This window comes from Gemmatimonas sp. (assembly GCF_027531815.1).
Classification (GTDB): Bacteria; Gemmatimonadota; Gemmatimonadetes; order Gemmatimonadales; family Gemmatimonadaceae; genus Gemmatimonas.
The window spans coordinates 328,932-350,021 of the sequence record NZ_JAPZSK010000002.1 but is presented as its reverse complement, the minus strand read 5'-3'; the positions used below and the strand labels follow the sequence as shown (position 1 = coordinate 350,021).

The window sequence follows — 21,090 nt, the reverse complement described above, 5'->3', positions numbered from 1 at the left end:
CGCGAATCCGCCCTACCTTACGTCCCGTGCACCGCGCACACCACCCTCGTGGCCCTCTACTCCGAGGCGATCGTCTCCAGCGCCTCCCAGCGGGTCATCGCAGCCAGCAGGTCGTCCTCGAGCTTCGCCAGCGTGGCATGGATCTCCAGCACCCGCTGGCCGTCGCGCAGGACACTCGGGTCGGCCAGCAGGGCCAACGCCGCGTCGCGATCTCCCTCCAGTAACGCAATGCGGTCGGGAAGCGCCTCGAGTTCCTTCCCTTCCTTGAACGTCAGCTTGCGCTTCTTCGGCTTGTCGGGCTTCGCCGCGGCGGTCGCCACGGGCCTCGGCGCCACCGCCGCGTGCACCGGCGCCGGGCGCTGACGAACCCAGTCGGCGTAACCACCGGCGTACTCCTTCACGCCACCCTGCCCCTCGAAGACCAGCGTGCTCGTCACCACCGCATCGAGAAACGCGCGATCGTGCGACACCAGCAGCAACGTGCCGCTGAACTCGACCAAAAGCTGCTCGAGCACGTCGAGCGTCTCCATATCGAGGTCGTTGGTGGGTTCGTCGAGCACCAGCACGTTGAACTGCCGGGTAAAGAGCCGCGCGAGCAGCACCCGGTTGCGTTCACCGCCGCTGAGCGCACGAATGGGGGTACGGGCGCGATCGGCGGAAAAGAGGAAGTCGGAGAGATAGCCGTGGATGTGGCGGCGCTGCCCGCCCACCTGCACCCAATCGGTGCCGTCGCCCACCGCCTCGATCACGCTCTTTTCGGGGTCGAGCTGCTCGCGCAGCTGATCGAAGTACGCGATCTCGAGGTTGGTACCGTGACGCACCGACCCCGCCTGCGGCTCCAGCGCCTTGAGCAACAGCTTGAGCAGCGTGGTCTTGCCCGAGCCGTTCGGCCCCACGAGCCCTACCCGATCCCCGCGCATGATCGTGGTGGTAAGATCGCGCACGATGGGGCGATCACCGTGGGCGAAGGTGAGCCCCTGAGTTTCCAGCACCAGCCGTCCCGACCGCTCGGCCTCCTGGATCTGCGCGCGCGTGGTGCCCACCCGCTCGCGGCGCTGCGACCGCTCCACGCGCATCGCCTCGAGCTGTCGCACGCGCCCTTCGTTACGCGTGCGGCGCGCCTGAATGCCGGTGCGAATCCACGTCTCCTCGATGGCCAGACGACGGTCGAAGTCTTCCCACTCCTTTGCCTCGGCGTGGAGCATCTGCTCCTTGCGCTCGAGGTAGCTGTCGTAGGTGGTGCCGTAGTCGGCGAGGCGGCCACGATCGAGTTCGACGATGCGCGTGGCCACGCGGCGCAGGAAGGCGCGGTCGTGGGTCACGAACACCAGCGTGATCCCCTCGTCGATGAGGAACTGCTCCATCCACTCGATGGCATCGATATCGAGATGGTTGGTGGGTTCGTCGAGCAGCAGCACGTCGGGCGCATTCACCAGCGCGCGGGCGAGCAACGCCTGACGTGTGCGTCCGCCACTCGCCTGCTCGATGCGCGCCTCCGGATCGAGGCCGAGGTGCTGCAGTGCCGTTTCCACACGCCGATGCAGCTGCCAGGCGTTGGCCACGTCCACCTGCCGGTGCAACCGGTCGAGTTCCTGCAGCGCCTTCTCGGAGTGATCGGTGGCCACGCGCAGCGAGGCCGCGTGATAGCGGGCGAGCAGTTCGCCCGACTCCCCGAGTCCGGACGCCACCACGTCGAACATCGCACCCGTGAGGGTGCGCGGGACCGCCTGCTCGAGTCGCGCCACCGACACGCCCCCCTGACGTACCACAAGGCCATCGTCGGGGCGCAGCGTGCCGTCGAGTACCTGCATGAGCGTGCTCTTTCCGGCTCCGTTGCGCCCCAGCACACACACCCGCTCACCACGTTCGATGGCGAAGTTGGCCCCATCGAGCACCGGCGGTCCGCCAAAGGCTACGCGCACCTCCTGCATGGACAGCAGGGCCATCAGCGGTGCGCCCCGCGCAGCTGCAGCGGCAGGCTTTCACGCCCGTTGCGGTGCACCGCGCGCACCACCACGTCATCGGCCGGGGCGCTGTCGGCGTCGCCAATGACGAGCGACCGCTGCGCAGCAGGAAGTACCCAGCTGCGCCAGGTGTCACCGCGTCGCACCTGCACCGTGATCCAGCGCACGCCCAACGCCGACATCACCCGCACCACCTCGTCACCGGAGGCGGCGTCGCGCTCCACGCGCGCGACGGGGCGCGCTGGCCGCTGCGTACCGAGCCACGGCGACGCGGGAATGAGCGCCGGCTCGCCGTACAGCTCCGCCACCAGTTTGTCTGCCAGCGCCTCGGCCTGCGCCGGCGGTGGCGGCTGCGTGGCGACCCCCACCGACTGGGGCGAGCGCGCAGCACCCTGCACCGGCATGAGCGAGCGCATGCTGAAGAAGATGTCGCCGGTGGCGCCCTGCCCCGTGCCCGTGGTGGCGCGGGTGGCGCGCACCTGGTTGTTGAGTTCATCGGGGCCCCACTCCGCGCTCCCCGCCGCGGCGCGGCTGGAGTTGTGCCCCGGCCACATGTGGCGCCCCTTCACGTTCTCGCCAATCCACCAGTCGAGCAGCACCGGATAACTCTGCGCCGTGCGCGCGATCGGCCAGTACAGCTGCGGCGTGAAGTAGTCCACCCACCCCTCACGCAGCCATTTGCGTGAATCGCCGGCGAGCTTCTCGTAGCTGTCGAAGCCCTGGATGCTGGCCGGATAGCCGGGGCGCCAGATGCCGAACGGGCTGATCCCCACCTTCACCCACGGCTTGAGGCGCTTGGTGCCGACATACACCCGCTCGACATAGCGATCCACGTTCCACCGGCGCCAGTCGGAGAGGCCGAGGGCACCACCCTTCGCGCGATAGCGCGCGTACGAGGTGCTATCCGGGAACGGCACCTCGGCCTTCGTGCTGTCGGTCTCCGGGTAGGGGTAGAAGTAGTCGTCCACGTGAATGCCGTCCACGTCGTACCGCTTCACCACATCGAGTGCGACCTTCACGGAGTGCGCCAGCACACCGGGCTCGCCGGGATCCATCCACTCGTACTTGCCGTAGCGCCGCACCCAGTGCGGGTGGGTCACCGACAGGTGCGTGCGGGCATGCGGGCCGGTGGCACTGGGATGACGCGCCCGATAGGGATTGAACCAGGCGTGCAATTCGAGCCCGCGCGCATGCGCTTCCTTCACCGCGAACGCCAGCGGGTCGTAGTAGGGCTCGGGGGGGCGCCCCTCCACCCCGGTGAGGTACGCGGACCAGGGCTCCAGCGTCGATGCATAGAGCGCATCACCGGCGGGGCGCACCTGCAGCAGGATGGCGTTGAGTCGCAGGTCGCGCGCGCGGTCGAGAATGGCAATGAGCTCGGCCTGCTGCTGCCACGCGCTGAGCCCCGGCTTGCTGGGCCAGTCGATGTTGGCCACCGAGGCGACCCACGCGCCGCGGAACTCGCGGCGGATGGGGTGCGGGCCTGCAGGGCTGGCGGACTGCGCCGGGAGGTCGAGGCCGATGCCGAAGATCGCGGTCGCTACGGCGAGCGTCGTGAGGCGGGTGCGGAGTCGAGGGCGCATGATGAATCGGGACGAGAAGTTCACGCGCTATAGTCTAGCGCACGACGCGTGCATGCATACGGCACATGCGTCATGTCTCGATCACCCAAGCGGCTTCGCCAACCGGTTCAGCTGTCCTTCGGCGCCAACGATGTGAGAAGCCTGGGACGAGGCCAGACGGTGTCGGCGGCGCTGCCCGCGTCAGCCCGGCGTTACCGCTTGAGCGTCGCCCCCACCAGCTTCCCCACCGCGCCCAGTGTGGTCTGCGCGGCGTTCAGCCCCAGCCGGAAATCCGCGTCGCTGAAGGTCTTGAACAGGTCCGTGGGCTGGTGCCAGTGCGGGTCCCACCCGCTGCCCACTTGGGTGCCGCGCTCATTCTCGCGCAGGCTCACGGCCGGGATGAGATCCTGGAACGGCCCCGAGTCGGTGTTGGTCATGTGCGGCCCCACCTGCGCCGGATAGTCGGTGGCGTACTTGCTGTTGGCCTGATGCAGCACGAACGCGAGCTTCATCGACGCGTCGGCCTGCTTGGAGTTGATCTGGAACTCGATGTTCACGTCGGCCTCCGGGCGCTGCTCCTTGCGCATGGTGCCGTCGGGATTGGGCATGCCATGATCGAACATCATCATGTCGTGCTGGATCATCCCCAGCCACTTGGGCTCCGGGTACTTCCCCGAGCCACGCGGTTCCTCGATCCCCTGAAGCTTCGCGCGCTGCTCGATGTAGGCGCGCGCGCCCTGCAGCCCCGTCTCCTCGTTGTTCCACAGCGCAAAGCGAATGGACCGCTCCGTCTGCACCGCCGGGTCGGAGAAGATGCGCGCCAGCTCCATCACGATGGCCGAGCCCGAGGCATCATCGTTGGCGGCCTCACCCCAGCCGATGCCGTCCATGTGCCCGCCAATGATGTACATCTCGTCGGGGCGCGTGGTCCCCACCTTCGTGCAGTACACCTCCTGCCGCATGCCGTTCACACTCGGCTCGGCATTGAGGGCCCGCAGCCGCGCATCCGGCTGCGCCAGTGAATCGTTGTTCACACCGGCGCGCGTGCGCACGCCACGGGCCCGACCACCACCCGAGGCCTGCGTGGATACGGGGCGCGGCGCGGCGCCCGCCCCCGCTGCCGGCGCGTTGGCGGGACGCTCGGCGAAGGCAGGCGGATTGTATTCGTAGGTGATGCGCTCGACGTTGGCGCAGCCGTAGCTCTTGAGCTGGGCTTCGATCCAGTCCACCGCATCACGGTTGCGCTTGGTGCCCTGACGGCGATCACCGAACTGCGTGAGCCCCTTGATGGTGCCCTTGTACTTCTCCAGGTCGAGCCGCGCCACGAGGAGGGCCACCGGGTCCGCACTGTCCACCACGACCGGAGGATTGGGGAGAACGCGGACCTGGGCCGACAGCGGTTCCACTGCCGGCAATGCGCCGAACGTGGCGGCGAGCAGCGCGAAGGTGCGACGTCGGCGAGTCATGAGAGGGAGGGCGAAGGGAAGCGCACCGAGGCGCAGTGCAGGAGAGACCTAGGGCGTACCGAGAAGCTGCAGCAATGACCCGCGGTAGCCGAACTCCCAGTTGCCGCCGTAGCGCACGTCGGCAATGCGCCAGCGGGGTTCGGTGGCGCCTATGGCGGTGTTCACCACCACCAGCGTGTCCGTCCATTGTACGGCCGGCTTCTGGTCGGTGTTGGAGAACGCCACGGGCACGGTCATCGTGTCGCCGCGCCCGGCGGTCTTCTGCACGACATACGTGGAATGCCCCTCGAAGAGACTGCTGAACAGGTTGCCCTCGGCGAACGGGGGCTTCTCGCTGGGGGATGCCGCCGCAGCCGAGTCGCGCTGGTGTCTGGCGCGCTGCAGCCCACGGTACAACTCGGGGGTCAGGTACGGTTCAAGTGGCGGCATGGCGCGTGGTTCGGGCAGATCACGCACGCCGCTCAGCTCGAGCGTCACATAGAACTGCACCACCACGTCGGACGGCGCGAGGTCCTTCGTCTTGCCGCAGGCAGCCAGCAGCAGCGCGCTCGCAACGGCGCCCGCCGCGGCGCGAAGACACACGCGCGGGAAGGAGGGACTCACAGCGTGATCGGCCGCGAGGGCATGAGCGCCACCTCGCGCGTGCGCATGCGCCCACCCAGCCACGCCCACACCATGACGAGCGTCAGGGACACGAGATGGAACCACGCGGGCGCCATGTCCCAGCGTGCCACGGTGCCCGCCACGTTGAAGAGGAGTCCCAGCGCGCCCAGCACCAGCGCATGTTGCATGGGCCGGTGGGGCGCCAGGCGAGCGCACAGGTAGCAGCCGAGCGTGGCATAGAGCCCCACGTACCCGATGGAGAGCAGCAGCACCGTGGTGCTGGTGGTACTGCCATCGGCCTCGTAGAGCGACGGCATGGCTGTCATGAGCGCGAGATCGGTGCCGATGCTCAACAGGGCGATGAGCGCGAAGCCGGACACCACGGCGACGATGCTGCGAATCATGGACGCGGATGTGTGGGCATGAAGGGGGGAGTGCCTCCAACCTGTGGCGCGGATCAGCCCACGGCAACTCTGTTGCGGCGCCGCATCTCGCCATTGAGCAGCCAGAGCGTGAACCCCGCCTGCACGGTCATGGTTACCACACTCAACACCCAGACGTGACGCAGGCGAAAGCCCGGACGCTGGGCCAGCAGCAGCGCCGGCACGGCAAAGGTGATGAGCCGCGATGTGCTGCTGATGAGTGACGGCACGGTGTTCCCCAGCGCCTGAAACAGCCCACTGCAGGTGAAGATGAGCCCGGACGCCACGAAGTTCCACGAAATGGTGCGCAGGAACTCGGTGGCCACCACCAGCACCGCGGCCTCGCTCGTGAACCCCCGTACGAGGAGTTCGGGACGGATCTGACAGAGCAGCGTCAGCAGCGCCATGAGCAGACTTCCCATGATCGCCGCCCAGCGGAAGGTGTCGCGCACCCGGGCCATGTTGCCGGCACCCATGTTCTGGCCGGCCAGGGGCGCCGCCGAGAACGCCACCGCCATGGCCGGCAGGAAAATGCTTTGCATGACGCGCGAGCCAATCCCGTACCCTGCCTGCGCCGCCGAGCCGAAATCGCGAATGACGTAGTAGATGACGGCCGTGAACAGGAACATGAGGGCAAACTCGGCACCAGGCGGCACGCCAATGCGCAGCATGCGCATGAGCACGTCCCGGCGCGCCGTGAGCAGCTCCCGCCGAAAGCCGACGTAGTGCTCCAGCCGCGCGAAGTAGACGACCATGAGCAGCACCGCCACGCCGATGGCCACCGAACTCGCCAGCCCCGCCCCCGCCACGCCCAGCGGCCGGCCCGTGCCCCACCCGGCAATGAGCACCGGCGCGAGGATGATGTTCATGATCACCGTGACGATCTGCACGAGCATGGTGGGCTTCACGATGCCTGTGCCGCGCAGCGCTGCCCCCATGGAGACCAGCGCGAACTGCAGCGCCAGCCCGGGCAGATACCACCGCAAGTACGAGAGTCCGGCGGCGCGGGTGGCCTCGTCGGCGCCGACCGCCTGCATGTATGGACCGGCCAACGCGAACCCACCCACGAGGGTGATGAGCGCGCACACGAACGCCCACACGACGCTCTGGTTGAAGACCAGATTGGCATCAGGCTGATCCTTGCGCCCCACGGCGTTCGCGATGAGCGGCATCGTGCCCACACCAAGGATCTGCGTGAGCGCCATAACGATGAACTGCACGTTGCCGGCGGCGCTCACTCCCGCCACGGCGGCATCGCCCAGGCGCGTCACGAACCAGAGATCGACCAGGTAGTAGAGGGTCTGGAAGATCATCCCCAGCGCCATGGGCAGGGCGAGGCGCACGAGATGGCGGGGAATGGAGCCGGTGGTGAGGTCGCGCATCACCAAGCCTGTGCCGGCGCCCCGCGAAGCGCAATCGACCGGGGTGCCCCCACGGCCGGGTTGCCACCATCGTGCCCGCCCTGCTGATTATCGGGTCATGTACTTCCCGTTCCTGCCCTCCGCGCGCCGCGCGTCGGCGCCTCCCCCTCCCCCGCCATCGGCATTCGCCGGTGGCATGCGCCGCTGGCGCGTACTCGGCGCGCTGCTGCTCACTGCGTGCGCCCACGCGACCGACGAGCCGGGGTCCATTGGCCTCGTGACCAAGACCGAGACCAATCCGTTCTTCGTGAAGATGAAGGAAGGCGCCGAGCGGACGGCCGCGGCGCAGGTCATCCCGCTACTCTCCGGTGCCGGCCGTTCCGACGGCGACAATGCCGGCCAGGTGGCCGCCATCGAGAATCAGGTGGCAGCGGGGGCGCGCGTCATCCTCATCTCCCCCAGCGATGCGAAAGCCATCGTGCCCACCATTACCCGGCTCCGTAAGGAGGGGGTTCTGGTCATCGCGCTCGACAGCCCTGCCGATCCGATCGATGCGACCGATGGGTTCTTCGGTACCGACAACTATCGGGCGGGCGAGCTGATCGGCGCCTATGCCAAGGCGCGCCTGGGCACGACCTCCCCTCAGGCCGTGACGATCGATCTCCTGCCGGGGCATCCCACCGGGGCCCAACGCCACAACGGCTTTCTCAAGGGCCTTGGCGTTGCCACCAATGACCGGGCGAGCAACGAAAACGCGGCACCGCCCGAGGTGGTGTGCTCGGGCGACAGCGTGGGCGATCAGGCCAAGGCCCAGACGGTCATGGAAAACTGCCTGCAGCGCGCACCGCAGGTGAATGTGGTGTACGCCATCAACGAGCCCAGCGCAGCCGGCGCCTGGAACGCGCTGGTCAAGGCCGGTCGGGAGAAGGACGTCTTCATCGTGACGGTAGACGGTGGCTGCCGCGGGGTGGCCGACGTGGCGGCCGGGCACTTCGCCGCGACGGCGCAGCAGTATCCGGTGCGCATGGCCGAGTTGGGCGTGCTGGCCGGCGTGGAATACCTGCGTAGCGGCAAGAAGCCCAGCGGCTTCACCGATACCGGCGTGGCGCTCGTTGCCGGCACGAAGCTGCCCGGCGTGGAAAGCCTCACTGTCGAGGAGGGCGCCGCGCGCTGCTGGGGCACGAAGTGACCTTGCGTCGCCTGGCGGCGCTGGGTCCGCTGCTGGCCCTGCTCCTGGCGGTCGCCTTCTTCGCCACGCAGTCCCCGCGCTTTCTCACCCTCGGCAACTTCTCGCTGGTGGCGCAGCAGGTCACCGTCGTGGGGGTGCTGGCCATTGGGCAGACGCTCGTCATCCTCACCGCCGGCATCGACCTGTCGTGCGGCATGCTCATGGCACTCGGCGGCGTGGTCATGACGCTGCTTGCGGGACAGTCGGGGATGCACCCCGCGCTCGCCATCCTGGCCGGCGTGGGTACGACCACCGTGGCGGGGCTGATAAACGGACTGCTGGTCACGCGAATCACTCTGCCCCCGTTCATCGTGACGCTGGGCACGATGAACATTGCGTTTGCGCTGACCCAGCTCGTCTCCCGTTCGCAGACGGTCACCGACCTGCCACCGCTCATGACGGCGCTGGGCAACACCGTGCCGCTGCTGGGGACGCGCGTGGCCTATGGCACGCTGCTGCTGCTCGCGCTGTTCGCGTTGGCCTGGTGGCTGCTGCGGGAGACGGCAGCGGGGCGCCATGTCTATGCGGTGGGCAACAACCGCGAGGCCGCGCGGCTGGCGGGCATAAACACCAATCGGGTGCTGCTTGCCGTGTACACCGTCGCTGGTGCCCTGTATGGAGTGGCGTCGCTGCTCGCGGTGGCGCGTACGGGCGTGGGCGATCCCCAGGCGGGGCAGACGGAGAATCTCGATACCGTCACCGCCGTGGTGCTGGGGGGCACCAGTCTCTTCGGTGGACGCGGCCTCATCCTCGGGTCGCTCGTGGGAGCGCTCATCGTGGGCGTGTTCCGCAATGGCCTCACGCTCATGGGCGTCTCCTCGGTCTATCAGATTCTGGTGACTGGAGTGCTCGTCATTCTGGCCGTTGCCACCGATCAATGGTCGAGACGCAGCACGTGAGCGTGGCCAGCAATGCTCAGGCCGTGCTGCGGGCACGCGCACTCCGCAAGCAGTACGGGCAGGTCGTGGCACTCGACGGCGCCGATTTCGATGTGCGCGCCGGGGAGATTCTCGCAGTGATCGGCGACAACGGCGCCGGCAAGTCGTCGCTCATCAAGGCGCTGTCCGGGGCGCTCCTCCCAGATTCCGGTGAGTTGTGGCTGGACGGCGCGCCGGTGCGCTTCGCATCACCCGCCGACGCGCGCGCGGCCGGCATCGAGACCGTGTATCAGGATCTCGCGCTCGCGCCGGCCATGAGCATTGCCGAAAACCTGTTTCTGGGGCGCGAACTGCGGCGACCGGGGCTTGGCGGATCGCTGCTGCGCCGTCTCGATCACCCGCGCATGCAGCGCGAAGCGGCCGACGCACTTGCGGCGCTCGGCGTGAACGTGCGCTCCATTACGCGGGCGGTGGAGACGCTCTCCGGCGGTCAGCGGCAGGGGATCGCCGTGGCCCGCAGCGCCGCCTTCGCGCGGCACGTGGTGATCCTCGACGAACCCACCGCGGCCCTCGGCGTGCGCGAAAGCGGCATGGTGCTCGATCTCATCCGTCGGGTGCGCGACCGCGGACTATCGGTGGTGCTCATCAGCCACAACATGCCGCATGTGTTCGACCTGGCCGATCGCATCCACATTCAGCGATTGGGGCGACGGGTGGCGCTGGTGGATACGGCGGAGATCACGATGACGGAGGCGGTGGGCATCATGACGGGAGCGTCGGGGTCAGGGTAGCGCGAGCGCGGTTTGCGGTCCCGTTGTTTCGGAGTGCACTTTTAGTGCATGCGCACATCTCTCCTCGTAGCGGCCCTCGCCGCCCCAGGCCTCCTTGCGGCCCAGTCGTCGTCCACTATGCCGCCGGTGAACGACAAACCCAATCCCTACACCACCGTGGAGGGGTGGGCCAAGCTCCCCGACGGCCGAACGTGGGGCTCCACCAGCGCGGTGGCCATCGACAAGGACGGCAAGCACATCTGGGTGGCCGAACGGTGCAGCGTGAACAACTGCGCCGGCTCCACTCTCGCCCCGATCCTCAAGTTCGATCCGCAAGGCAACCTCGTCGCGTCGTTCGGCAGCGGCATGATCCTGTCGCCGCACGGCATTCACGTGGATCGCGACGGCAACATCTGGGTGGTGGACTGCGCCTGTACGCTGGGCGCCGCGCAGGCACCGGCGGGCAAGGGGCACCAGATCCACAAGTTCAGCCCGACCGGTTCCTACCTCATGTCGCTCGGCAAGTCGGGCGGCGGCCGCGACACGGCCTTCTTCTGGCAGCCCAACGCGATCGTGACCGCGTCGAACGGCGACATCTATGTCGCCGAGGGGCACTCCTCGCGCGCCGGCGCGAATGCGCGCGTGCTCGTGTTCGACAAGAACGGCGGACTCAAGAAGACGTGGGGCACCTGGGGGAAGGGTGAGGGGCAGCTCGATCAGCCGCACGCCCTCGCCTTCGACAGCAAGGGGCGCCTCTTCATCGGTGACCGCGGCAACGATCGCATCCTGATCGTCGACAAGGACTTCAAGATCCTCGAGACGTGGTATCAGTTCAGCCGCCCCAGCGGCATCTGGATCGACAAGAACGACCTGATCTACGTGGCCGATTCGGAAAGCGGCTCCGTGAACCCGCCGCACGTGGCATGGACCCGCGGCATTCGCATCGGCAGTGCGAAGACGGGTGAAGTGACGGCATTCATTCCCGACCCCGCCGTGAATCCGCCCAGCACGTCGAGTGCGGAAGGCGTGGCGGTGGATGCGGCGGGCAATATCTACGGCGCCGAGGTGGGGCAGAAGGCGCTGAAGCGGTACGAGCGGAAGAAGTGACGCGCTGATATCGCGTGTGGGACTGAGGAGTTTGTAGTTCGTAGTGGAAGTTCTTGGTCGTCAGTCGAACTGACCACTTACAACTATCACTACACACTACAAACTCCTCGCCCGAACGCGATCTACGTCTTTACTTCGGCAACTTCATCGCCACCAGGCTCGTGTTCTCTTCCGCGCCGGTCGCGAACACGATGTACTGCTGCCCCTTGTGCAGGAACGTCATGGGCACGGCGGTGGTCTTGGCGGGAATCTGTACGGTGGCCACGGTCTTGCCGGTGGCCTTGTCCAGCGCGAACAGCTTGGGCGGCTCACCCGGCAGCCCACCGCTGCGCCCCGTTCCGTAAATCACGAGGGTCTTGGTGGTAATGGCCTGCGCCTGGCCACGACCGGGCAGCGGCGGCAGCGTGACCCCCGCAAAGAGCGGATCGCGGCTCGTCTGCTTGAGGAAGCCCGCATTGGGCGCCCACCAGCTCTTGTCGCCGGTCTTGAGATCGTACGCCGTGATCCCGCCGAACTCCTTGGGCTTGGCGATGGAAATGCCGCCGATCATCGAGCCGGACGCGCGGCCCGCAAAGCCCACGTTTTCCGGCTTCTTGTAGCCTTCCGGCGTGGGCAGCGCGCCCAGCAACCCGCAGTTGCTGGCGGGTGAGCTGTAGGCAAACTCGCTGCACGGATCGTTGAGCAATGACGCCGTGCTGAGCCCCGTGATGCTGGCCACGAAGATCTTCCCCGTCTCCGGGTCGATGGTGGCACCGCCGTCGATGTTCACGCCACCGCTGGCGCCCGGCGCATACCACGCGCACCGATAACCGCTCGCGTCCTTGCCATCGGCCGCGGCGGGCGGAATGTAGTACGGACCCATGCGGCACTTCTTGGCCAGGGCCAGCGCACTGTCGCGAATGGCCGGCGTGTAGTCGATGAGATCGGCCTCCACGAGCCCCTGCTGCGAATACGGCGCCGGCTTGGTGGGAATGGGCTGCGTGGCCGCCGATTCCTCACCCGGAACACCGCTCTTCAGCACCGGCGTTTCCGGCATCGGCCAGATGGGCTGTCCAGTGATGCGATCGAAGACGTACAGCCACCCCTGCTTGGTGGGCTGCGCCACGATCTTGCGCGGCTTGCCGTCGATGGTCACGTCCATGAGGTTGGGCGCCATGGGCGTGTCGTAGTCCCAGATGTCGTGGTGCACCATCTGGAAGTGCCACTTGCGCTTGCCCGTCTTCACGTCAAGCGCCACGAGCGAGTTGCCGAACAGATTGTCGCCGGGGCGATGGCCGCCGTATTCGTCCATGAGCGGCATGCCCACGGGGATGTACACGGTGCCCAACGCTTCGTCGGCAGCGTACGGAGCCCAGGCGTCGGTCTTGCCCACGCCCTTGGTGCCTTCCTTGGAGCCGTTCTTCCATGTGTCGGCGCCGAACTCCCCCGGCTGCGGCACGAGGTTGAACTTCCACAGCAGCTTGCCCGTGGGAATGTCGAACGCGCGGATGGTGCCGATGGGGTTCGACGCGCGGATGGGGTAGTAGCCGTGAATGGACGAGTTGCCCACGATGAGCACGTTGCCCACCACCATGGGCGGCGAGCTCGCGGCAATCTGGCTGAGAATGCCCACCGTGCCGTCGGCGCCGATCTTCTTGACCGGGTCCCATCCTTCACCCGGCTTGGCTTCGCGATACGGCGCGGCGTCGGAGATGATGAGCGGACCGCTGTCGTCCACGGCCAGCTTCTTCATCGGATAGCCCAGCCCCTCCATGAGGTCGACGGTGCCCTGCTTGCCGAAGAGCGGGTCCGGCTTGCCGGTCTTCGCGTCGAGCGACACCAGATGATATCCGGGCGTGGTGACGAGCACGCGCTCCTTGCCCGCCTGATTCCAGTAGGCGAGGCCGCGGCCGGCAAACTGCCGCGGCGCCTTCTGCCAGCGGATCCCCTCTTCCACGCGGTACGCCCACAGCTCCTTGCCGGTCTCGGGATCCAGCGCCACGACGTGCCGCTTGGTGGAGGTGACGGTGAACAGCCGCCCGTTCGCATACAGCGGCGTGGTGCGGTAGTACTCGTCGGGCCCGTGCTTTTCGCCCCCCTTCCACTCCCACGACACCTGCAGGGAGCCGAAGTTGTCGGCGTTGATCTGGTCGAGCGGCGAATAGCGCGTGCTCCACTGGTCGGCACCCCAATGGCGCCATTCACCAAAGGCATTGCCGCGCACCAGCCCTCCGGCGGCGGCCGGCCTGGCTGCGGCCTGCGCGAACAGATCGCGGCCGGTTCCACCCAGGGCCACGACGGCCCCGAGGACAAGGGAGGTGACGGTCGTTCGGGGGAGGGGACCGCGTCGGGTCATGGGTTCTCCGTACGTGCGCGAGGGCGAGGAACGAGCGAAAACAGCGGTAACGACGGCGTGCGGGACAGTGGAGCAACCTGCTTCGGCGAACCGACGGCGCGCAGCGTGGAGTCGACCTTGACCCCCTTGAGCCACGCCGGCTCGGGGTTGAGTTCCGTGCGGCCGGCGGGCATCCCGTTGAGGCGCAGGATGTACGCCGTGACCCACACGTACTCGTCTTCCGTGAGACTGCCCGGTGCCGCCTTGGGCATGGCCTGACTCACGTAGTCATACAAGTCGAACAGCGGGCGCCCGAACCACTTGTTCTGGAAGGCGGGGCCCATGTGTGTTGCGGTGGTGTGGCACCCGAGACAATTGCTCGTGAACACCTCGCGCCCCTTGGTGGCCTGCTCGGTGGTATACACACCGGCCATGGTCGTGCGCGGCTGCGCCTCGGCGCGCATGGGCACGAGCCCCGCCACCGCCGCGAACAACAGCACCGCGACCACACCATTCCGGGCACCGGGCGCTCCGCCCGAGACGAGCGGACGCCGCTGCAGGCGCGCCATGAGCCCCTGAACAGCCCACAGGGCACCCACGAGCACGAGCAGCGCCATGAGCGCACGTACGATCAACACGGCCAGGGAAACGTCGAACACGGGCATGGTGAGGGGATACGAGTCCAGCACGGCATAACGCTCCTGCGTCCAATGCCACGCCTCGTGCGCCACAAACGCACTGGCCACGACGATCGCTGTGCGCTCTGGAATGCGGGTGAAGAGGCGGTCGAGCACGGGCACCGCCACGAGCAGCACCGCCACCTGGGCCACCTCCACCCCCACGTTGAAGGCGAGGAGCGACGTGAGCAGGTGCGGACCGGCAAACTGCAGACTGTCGCGCAGCGCCGACGAGAATCCGAAGCCGTGCACGAGCCCGAAGACGAATGCCAGCACCCAGCGACGCTCGAGTTGCGGACGCAGCAGATTCCCCACGGCCATGAGCACAATGGACGCCGCGATCACGACTTCCACGAAGGGCGGGAACCACGCCACGTCGGGGGCGAAGCCCAGGGCCGACGCCACGAGGGTGAGAGAATGCGCCACGGTGAACGCCGAGACGATACCGATGAGCGGCCGCAGCTGCCGGAAGGGGAGCACCAGGCAGAGCAGGAAGAGCAGATGATCGTAGCCGAGCAGCAGGTGATGGATGCCTTCCTGCGTGAACATCCACGCGGCGTGCCACCAGCGCGGATCAACGCGCACCTCGCCGGGATTGCCATCGAAGGCGTAGCGACGTTCGGCACCGTCGGTGTTCACCAGGGTGAGCACGGTGGTGGTGCGCACGCCCAGATTGGCCCACGCCGGCACAATCACCAGATCGCGCACGGGTGACGCGACCGGCACTTCGAGCAGCACTTCCAGCCGCAGCTGCCCGTGTGGCACGTTGATCGAGTCGGCGAGCGGCTGCGACGTGACCGCGTGGAGGGCTGACGTGTACTGCTCGAAGGCGCGATCAGCGGGAAGCGCGGCGCGCACCGCGAGCACCCGCGGCGCGGGCAACGGACGCCCGCCATCGCGCAGGGTGATGGCATCGGCCACCCACAGCTGGGCGGCGTCGCGCAGGAACGGCTGCGCCCGCGACAGCTCCAGCGCTTCGTTGGCGCGCAGAGGGAAGTCCACGTCGCGCACGGCGTCCATGGGGATCTGCACCAGCAGGCGCACACGATCGGCCAGCGGCGCGATCCAGGCGCGCACGCCCACATGCCGTGGAATCTCGTGGGCCAAGGCCACGCGACCGGGCAGCGCGACAGCCACCACGATGGCGATCACCGACAGGAAGCGAGCGAAGCGCAACGTGTCTCTGGACAGGGAGGAACAGGCGGGTAGGTTGGACGAAGTTACCACCCGGATGCGCGTTGCACACGGGGCTGGGCCCGCCGCCGGCCTACCCCCTGCGGCACGGGCATTGCCCCTCCCGCCCCCCTTCGGAGTACGAGATGCCGAGGTTCGTTCCCCCTCCCCGTTGGTCCTTGCTGGCGCTTGCCCTGGTCGGCCTCGGCGGTGCCCAGGCCGTCCTGCAGGCCAACAGCCGTCAGACGGTGCAGGCGCCGCGCTTCGAGGTCGATCCGCTCTGGCCGCGGCCACTCCCCAATCACTGGATCCTCGGTTCCGTCATCGGGGTCGGCGTGGATAGCCGCGACCATGTGTTCATCATCCATCGGGGTGATTCCACGCTCAACCAGCGCACGGAGGCGGGGGCCAATGCCACGCCGCCCATTGGTGAGTGCTGCCGTTCGGCGCCGCCCGTGCTCGAGTTCGACCCGGATGGCAACCTCGTGAAGGCATGGGGCGGTCCGGGCGCCGGCTACGACTGGCCGTCGTCCAACCACGGCGTGGCCATCGACGACAAGGACAACGTGTGGATCGGCGGCAACGGCGCCATGGATTCGCAGATCCTCAAGTTCTCGCACGACGGCAAGTTCCTCGCGCAGTACGGCGCCCCCAAGCAGGCCGCCAACAGCAATGACACGTCGCACTTCGGGCGGGTGGCCAAGATCACCTTCGACCCGAAGGCCGGTGAGGCGTACGTGGCCGATGGCTACGGCAACAAGCGCGTGGCCGTGATCGACGTGAACAGCGGGCGCATCAAGCGCTACTGGGGCGCCTACGGCAACAAGCCCGACGACGCGCGACTCCCGCCCTACGACCCGTCGGCGCCGCTGGTGCAGCAGTTCCGCAACCCGGTACACTGCGCCGAACCCACGAACGACGGCATGGTGTACGTGTGCGACCGCCCCAACGATCGCATCCAGGTGTTCCAGAAGGACGGCAAGTTCGTGAAGGAAGTGCGCGTGGCCAAGGAAACGCGGGGCGACGGTTCGGTGTGGGACATCGCCTTCTCGCGCGACCCGCAGCAGAAGTACCTCTACCTGGCCGACGGCAAGAACGAGCGGGTGTACGTGATGGACCGCCAGTCGCTCGAAATTCTCACCTGGTTTGGCGACGGCGGTCGCCAGCCTGGGCAGTTCTTCGCCGTACACAGCATTGCCACCGACTCGAAGGGCAACGTGTACACCACGGAAACCTACGAGGGGAAGCGCGTACAGAAGTTCCGCTACAAGGGCATTGGCGCGGTGCCGCGCGGCAGCCAGGGCGTGGTGTGGCCTACCGGCCGCTGACCACGCCCTGACCGATCGGGTGTCAGGGGATGATCCCCTGGCACTCGATCTCGACCTTGGCGTTGGGAACCACCAGCGCCGCCACCACCACGGTGGAGCGCGCCGGCGGGTTGCTGGGGAAGAACTTGGTGTAGGCGCCGTTCATCCCCTGAAAGTCCTTCACATCGGTGAGAAACACCGTGCACTTGGTCGCCGCGGCCGCCAGCGTCGTGCCGGCTGCCTTGAACACCTTTTCCGTGCTCTCCAGCGCGCGCGTGGTCTGGCCGGCAATGGTGGTGTCGTTCGGGCTGGTACCCAGCTGGCCCGAGGCAAAGAGCTGGTTGCCCACGCGAATGCCGGGGCTCAGCGTGGCGGTGATGCGCTGCCCTTCCCCCACCACCGGCGTCCGGGCGCCCGACGCTTGCGCCGAGAGCGGGGCGGCGGCGAGGATTGAGAGGGCCAGCGCGGCGACCGTTGGCGTGACCGATGACTTCGAAACGGGGCGTACTGCACGCATCGCATTTCCTCCGGGGATTGCGTAAGGCTCCGGGATGGAGCTCGTTGTCGCGAAGATCTGGAACCCGATACCGGACACCAGGGAGATACGGCCAATATGCCGATGTTCGACTTCGTCTGCACCTCCTGCCAGCATGCGTTCGAGACGCTGGTACGCGGCAGCGCCGTCCCCTCCTGCCCCGCCTGCGGCAGTGTGACCCTCGAACGGCAGCTCGCGCTCCCCGCCATCAAAACATCTGGTACACAGGCCAAGGCCATGCAGGCGGCCAAGCGGCGGGACCAAGCACAAGGCGCTGAGCGTATGCACGCCCAGCGCCAGTACGAGCTCAGTCACGACGACTGACCGGCAACCGCTTCTCAGCGATTGCTGGTCAGCAGCTGAAGATCAGCAGCTGCGGCACTTGTTGCTGTTCTTCGATCCCAGCTTGACCAGCAGCTCCACCGTTTCCAGGAAGGGGGGGATGCGCTGCACGGGGCCGTTGGCCATGTCGGCCGTGGTCTGCCCGCGGCGGCTCATCGCCTTCACGTCGGTGCCCTTGCTCATGAGATACTGAATGAGCTCGTTGTCCCCGCGCGCGGCGGCATGATGCAGCGGGTTGTACCCGTTGTGATCGCGCGCGTTGGGATCGGCCTTGAGCTCTTCCAGCAGGTACTTCACCGCCGGCATCCACGCATCGGGGGCGTGGCGATGCGAGTTGGCCGCGTACCCTTCACCGTACCCCACACCCGAGGCGGCGTGGATGGGATACACCCCCGGCCCGCCATCAGGCACGGGCGGCAAACCGGAAGGGTCGGTGGCACCGGCCGCGCCTTCTTCCGGCGCGTCATCTCCTGGCAAGCGCCCGAGCGGCTTGATCGTGGGGATGGTGGGATCGGCCTTGTACTGCACCAGCAGCTTCATGGCCGGCACATCCAGCCCGTAGGCGGCGCGCCAGAACGGCGTTGCCCCCACGGTGTTCACGCCGAGCAGGTCGAAGTTGTACGACATGAACCAGAGATGCTTCTTGAGGCGCACGTTGGGATCGGCGCCGGCCTTGAGCATCTGCTCCATGAGCTCGAGGTGCGTGACCTGCTGCTGCAACTGCGCGGTGGGCTGCGGATAGAGCGACTTGGGCGCCCACTGCGTGTTGATCACGGCGTAGAGCGCCGTGGCCCCGGCATCGCTGGCCAGCTTCACCTCGGCGCCACGATCGAGCAGCAGCTTGGCCAGATCGAAGCGGCCGTTGATGGCCGCCATGAGCAGCGGCGACGAGTGATCGCCTTCGCTGACGTGGTTGATGTTGGCGCCCGCATCGAGCAGCCGGCGCACCGCTTCCACATGGCCTTCGCGCACGGCAAAGAGCAGTGGCGTGAGGCCGCCCTTGTTGCCGATGAGTTCCCCGTAGGAGGGACCGCGCTGCTGGAACCCGGTGGCGGGACGTGCCGAATCGCCAGAGGCACGCGGTGCGGGACGCGCGGCCGGTGCCGCAGACGCCGGTGCGGCGGGCGCTGGAGCAGCGGGTGCCGGTGCAGCGGGGGCCACAGTTACGGGGGCGGCGGGCGCGGGGCTCGCCGTGACCGGCCCGGACCCCACCGGCAGGTTGGGGGTCACGGTGCTGGGCGCGAACGGCGAGTCGGCCGACTTGAGGGCGGCCACGCGGCGGGTGCGCGCAATGAGCTGTGTGCGGATTTCCCGCTCCTGCTTGGGAATATCCTCGATCTTCGACGCCGCCTCGAGACCAGCGCCGGCCTTGATGAGCACATCGATGGCCGCCACCCGACCATACGCGGCCGCCCACATGAGCGGCGTCTGCCCCCAGGCCGTCTCACGCACATCCACCGGGACCTTCCTGTCCAGCACGGCGCGCACGCTTTCGGCGTCGCCATGGCCGGCGGCAAAGTGCAGCGCCGTCGCGCCACCGGTGCTGGTAACGGCCAGGGGATCGGCCCCGCTGGTGAGCAGCAGCTTCACTACCGCCGCGCGCCCTTCGCGCGCCGCGATGTGCAACGGCGTGTAATTGCCGTTGCGCGTGAGCGCATCGACACGCGCGCCCGCATACACCAGCACCTGCGCCGACGACAGATCACCGCGCTGCGCCGCCCAGTGCAACGGAGACATGCCGTCGGGCTGCGCCGCGTTCACATCCACTCCCTGCTTGAGCAGGGCGCGGACGCGCGCCGTATCGCCGCGCATCACGGCATCGGCGAGCGGCGCCTCCACCGGATTGCGCACCCCGTGCGTGGTGTAGCCACCACGTGCCCCTTCAGATGGACGGGCCGCCGACAGCAGCACCACCGACGCGCAGGCGCCGCACACCGCCGCGGCACGCATGCGGCCCGGCAGCCGGCGTCGAGCCCCATGGGTGAGGTCAGGCATTGGCGGCATTCAGGTTGAGGATGCCGTTGCTGTCGCCGAACGTCGTCATGTCGTCGAGTCCGAGCGTGTGCATCATGCTCAGCATGGCGTTCGCCATGGGCGTCCCGTCGGGCGCCTTGATGTGGAGGTTGCCGGCCAGGCGGTTCTCTGCCTTGCCCAACACGATGAGCGGGCAGCGGCGATGATTGTGCAGGTTCGAGTCGCCCATGGGCGACCCGTAAATGATCATCGTCTTGTCCAGCATGTTGCTCTCGCCTTCCTGAATGCTCTTGAGCTTGTCGAGGAAGTACGGCAGCATCGACACGTGGTACTTGTTGATCATGTTGAAGTCCTTCACCCCGCGCTCCGTGCCGCCATGGTGCGACGCCGGGTGGAACGGCTTGTCGGTGCCGCTCTCCGGATAGGTGCGGCTGGACCCGTCGCGTCCCATCTTGAACGAGAAGACGCGCGTGATGTCGGCCGCGAACGCCAGCGCCTGAATGTCGAACATGAGCTTCACATGTTCGGCGAAAGAGTCGGGCACGCCGGCCGGCGCTTCGGGCAGCTCGCGTACTTCCCCGCTGCTGTTGCGCGCTTCCACACGCTGAATGCGGCGCTCCACCTCACGAATGTCGGTGAGGTAGCGATCGAGCCGCACCTTGTCCTCAGGCCCCAGCGCCCCCTTGAGCGACGCCATCTCCCCCGACACGAAGTCGAGGATGCTGCGACGCGTGCGCCGACGCTCGGCGCGCTCGGCACTCGTGCCGCCCACGCCGAACAGCTTCTCGAAGGCGACGCGGGGGTCACGGATGACCGGCAGCGGCTCCGACGGTGAGGCCCAGCTGATGGAGTCGGTGTACACGCAGGCATAGCCATACGCGCAGCCACCGGCCTGATCGACGTTTTCGATGCACAGCTGCATGGACGGGATGGGCGTGTCCTGTCCGAACCGCTGCGCGTACATCTGGTCGAGCGACGTGCCCACCTTCACATCCGAGCCTTCCGTCTGCCGGGGATGCATGTGCGTGAGGAACACCGCACTCGAGCGGAAGTGATCACCGCCGATCTCGTTGGGCGAGGTGGGCTCGGCTTCGCGCGCGTCGGTATTGCTGACGATCGTGAGATAGTCGCGGTACTGCTCCAGGGAGGAGAGCGCCGTGGGGGCGAGATCGTACTGCTTTCCGGTGGCCGCTGGCGACCACAGGTTCATCTTGGCGCCCCACTCGTTGCAGCCGGCCGCCCCGTGCACCATCTCGATGGCCACCAGGCGTGGTGCCTGCTTGGCGCTGCCGAAGGCCCCGCGGCCCGTGGGAATCATGGCGTCGAGATACGGCAGGGCGATGGTGGCGCTCATCCCCTGCATGAACTGACGGCGCGGCATGGCCTTTCCGGTCAGGAAATACATCG

At 67.6% G+C, this 21,090-nt stretch carries 17 protein-coding genes; 6 read left to right on the top strand and 11 right to left on the bottom strand.

What is annotated here, in order from left to right:
* Window positions 1-56: 56 nt before the first annotated feature.
* The 6 genes from O9271_RS02645 to O9271_RS02620 form a co-directional block, all read right to left on the bottom strand.
* Window positions 57-1,946, bottom strand: a complete 1,890-nt coding sequence (locus tag O9271_RS02645) for an ATP-binding cassette domain-containing protein (RefSeq protein ID WP_298265946.1) — start codon at window positions 1,944-1,946, stop codon at window positions 57-59.
* Window positions 1,946-3,547, bottom strand: coding sequence for a family 10 glycosylhydrolase (locus tag O9271_RS02640; protein WP_298265944.1), 1,602 nt, complete (start codon window positions 3,545-3,547; stop codon window positions 1,946-1,948). Before O9271_RS02640 ends, O9271_RS02645 begins: the two co-directional genes overlap by 1 nt.
* A 191-nt stretch (window positions 3,548-3,738) precedes the next feature.
* The gene (locus O9271_RS02635) at window positions 3,739-4,992 is read right to left on the bottom strand and encodes a M20/M25/M40 family metallo-hydrolase (protein WP_298265942.1); all 1,254 of its coding nucleotides are present in this window, start codon (window positions 4,990-4,992) and stop codon (window positions 3,739-3,741) included.
* Between the two features lie 48 nt (window positions 4,993-5,040).
* Window positions 5,041-5,595, bottom strand: coding sequence for a hypothetical protein (locus tag O9271_RS02630; protein WP_298265940.1), 555 nt, complete (start codon window positions 5,593-5,595; stop codon window positions 5,041-5,043).
* Entirely contained in the window at window positions 5,592-5,999 is a 408-nt protein-coding gene (locus O9271_RS02625) for a hypothetical protein (RefSeq protein WP_298265938.1), read from the bottom strand. Before O9271_RS02625 ends, O9271_RS02630 begins: the two co-directional genes overlap by 4 nt.
* 53 nt (window positions 6,000-6,052) lie before the next feature.
* Window positions 6,053-7,399: an MATE family efflux transporter gene (locus O9271_RS02620; RefSeq protein ID WP_298265936.1), complete on the bottom strand. Its 1,347-nt coding sequence runs from the start codon at window positions 7,397-7,399 to the stop codon at window positions 6,053-6,055.
* Between the two features lie 175 nt (window positions 7,400-7,574).
* Between O9271_RS02620 and O9271_RS02615 the strand changes: the two genes are divergently transcribed.
* Genes O9271_RS02615 through O9271_RS02600 form a run of 4 tightly spaced genes read left to right on the top strand, consistent with a single transcriptional unit; the run spans window position 7,575 to window position 11,361 of the window.
* Window positions 7,575-8,567, top strand: coding sequence for a sugar ABC transporter substrate-binding protein (locus O9271_RS02615; RefSeq protein WP_343213864.1), 993 nt, complete (start codon window positions 7,575-7,577; stop codon window positions 8,565-8,567).
* Window positions 8,564-9,505 (top strand): ABC transporter permease, encoded by a 942-nt coding sequence (locus tag O9271_RS02610; protein ID WP_298265932.1) that lies wholly within the window; start codon window positions 8,564-8,566, stop codon window positions 9,503-9,505. The genes O9271_RS02615 and O9271_RS02610 overlap by 4 nt, the downstream gene beginning before the upstream one ends.
* On the top strand, window positions 9,484-10,275 hold the full coding sequence (locus O9271_RS02605) for an ATP-binding cassette domain-containing protein (RefSeq protein ID WP_343213860.1): 792 nt from the start codon (window positions 9,484-9,486) through the stop codon (window positions 10,273-10,275). Before O9271_RS02610 ends, O9271_RS02605 begins: the two co-directional genes overlap by 22 nt.
* A 48-nt stretch (window positions 10,276-10,323) precedes the next feature.
* Complete coding sequence (locus O9271_RS02600; protein WP_298265928.1) at window positions 10,324-11,361, top strand: hypothetical protein; 1,038 nt, start codon at window positions 10,324-10,326, stop codon at window positions 11,359-11,361.
* A gap of 130 nt (window positions 11,362-11,491) precedes the next feature.
* Here the strand turns inward: O9271_RS02600 and O9271_RS02595 are convergent, their stop codons facing one another.
* Together O9271_RS02595 and O9271_RS02590 are read right to left on the bottom strand one after the other, a co-directional pair.
* Window positions 11,492-13,696, bottom strand: a complete 2,205-nt coding sequence (locus O9271_RS02595) for a PQQ-binding-like beta-propeller repeat protein (protein ID WP_298265926.1) — start codon at window positions 13,694-13,696, stop codon at window positions 11,492-11,494.
* Complete coding sequence (locus O9271_RS02590) at window positions 13,693-15,504, bottom strand: HupE/UreJ family protein (RefSeq protein WP_298265923.1); 1,812 nt, start codon at window positions 15,502-15,504, stop codon at window positions 13,693-13,695. The genes O9271_RS02595 and O9271_RS02590 overlap by 4 nt, the downstream gene beginning before the upstream one ends.
* 167 nt (window positions 15,505-15,671) lie before the next feature.
* On the opposite strand from O9271_RS02590, the gene O9271_RS02585 reads away from it, so the two are divergent.
* A complete protein-coding gene (locus tag O9271_RS02585) occupies window positions 15,672-16,853 on the top strand; it encodes a hypothetical protein (RefSeq protein ID WP_298265921.1) in 1,182 nt (393 codons plus the stop codon).
* Window positions 16,854-16,875: 22 nt separating this feature from the next.
* Here O9271_RS02585 and O9271_RS02580 read toward each other — a convergent pair whose 3' ends face one another.
* Complete coding sequence (locus tag O9271_RS02580; protein WP_298265919.1) at window positions 16,876-17,349, bottom strand: RidA family protein; 474 nt, start codon at window positions 17,347-17,349, stop codon at window positions 16,876-16,878.
* Between the two features lie 96 nt (window positions 17,350-17,445).
* On the opposite strand from O9271_RS02580, the gene O9271_RS02575 reads away from it, so the two are divergent.
* The gene (locus tag O9271_RS02575) at window positions 17,446-17,691 is read left to right on the top strand and encodes a zinc ribbon domain-containing protein (protein ID WP_298265917.1); all 246 of its coding nucleotides are present in this window, start codon (window positions 17,446-17,448) and stop codon (window positions 17,689-17,691) included.
* A gap of 42 nt (window positions 17,692-17,733) precedes the next feature.
* On the opposite strand, the gene O9271_RS02570 is transcribed toward O9271_RS02575, so the two are convergent.
* Together O9271_RS02570 and O9271_RS02565 are read right to left on the bottom strand one after the other, a co-directional pair.
* On the bottom strand, window positions 17,734-19,704 hold the full coding sequence (locus O9271_RS02570; protein WP_298265915.1) for an ankyrin repeat domain-containing protein: 1,971 nt from the start codon (window positions 19,702-19,704) through the stop codon (window positions 17,734-17,736).
* The gene (locus tag O9271_RS02565; RefSeq protein WP_298265913.1) at window positions 19,697-21,088 is read right to left on the bottom strand and encodes a DUF1552 domain-containing protein; all 1,392 of its coding nucleotides are present in this window, start codon (window positions 21,086-21,088) and stop codon (window positions 19,697-19,699) included. The genes O9271_RS02570 and O9271_RS02565 overlap by 8 nt, the downstream gene beginning before the upstream one ends.
* Window positions 21,089-21,090 lie beyond the last annotated feature (2 nt).

Bases quoted from the DNA above. Each gene is read 5' to 3' on its own strand.
- O9271_RS02600 (WP_298265928.1), top strand. From the start codon at position 10,324: ATGCGCACATCTCTCCTCGTAGCGGCCCTCGCCGCCCCAGGCCTCCTT.
- O9271_RS02645 (WP_298265946.1), bottom strand. From the start codon at position 1,946: ATGGCCCTGCTGTCCATGCAGGAGGTGCGCGTAGCCTTTGGCGGACCG.
- O9271_RS02585 (WP_298265921.1), top strand. From the start codon at position 15,672: ATGCCGAGGTTCGTTCCCCCTCCCCGTTGGTCCTTGCTGGCGCTTGCC.
- O9271_RS02615 (WP_343213864.1), top strand. From the start codon at position 7,575: ATGCGCCGCTGGCGCGTACTCGGCGCGCTGCTGCTCACTGCGTGCGCC.
- O9271_RS02640 (WP_298265944.1), bottom strand. From the start codon at position 3,547: ATGCGCCCTCGACTCCGCACCCGCCTCACGACGCTCGCCGTAGCGACC.
- O9271_RS02575 (WP_298265917.1), top strand. From the start codon at position 17,446: ATGCCGATGTTCGACTTCGTCTGCACCTCCTGCCAGCATGCGTTCGAG.
- O9271_RS02565 (WP_298265913.1), bottom strand. From the start codon at position 21,088: ATGTATTTCCTGACCGGAAAGGCCATGCCGCGCCGTCAGTTCATGCAG.
- O9271_RS02625 (WP_298265938.1), bottom strand. From the start codon at position 5,999: ATGATTCGCAGCATCGTCGCCGTGGTGTCCGGCTTCGCGCTCATCGCC.
- O9271_RS02580 (WP_298265919.1), bottom strand. From the start codon at position 17,349: ATGCGTGCAGTACGCCCCGTTTCGAAGTCATCGGTCACGCCAACGGTC.
- O9271_RS02605 (WP_343213860.1), top strand. From the start codon at position 9,484: ATGGTCGAGACGCAGCACGTGAGCGTGGCCAGCAATGCTCAGGCCGTG.
- O9271_RS02635 (WP_298265942.1), bottom strand. From the start codon at position 4,992: ATGACTCGCCGACGTCGCACCTTCGCGCTGCTCGCCGCCACGTTCGGC.
- O9271_RS02570 (WP_298265915.1), bottom strand. From the start codon at position 19,704: ATGCCTGACCTCACCCATGGGGCTCGACGCCGGCTGCCGGGCCGCATG.
- O9271_RS02620 (WP_298265936.1), bottom strand. From the start codon at position 7,399: ATGCGCGACCTCACCACCGGCTCCATTCCCCGCCATCTCGTGCGCCTC.
- O9271_RS02595 (WP_298265926.1), bottom strand. From the start codon at position 13,696: ATGACCCGACGCGGTCCCCTCCCCCGAACGACCGTCACCTCCCTTGTC.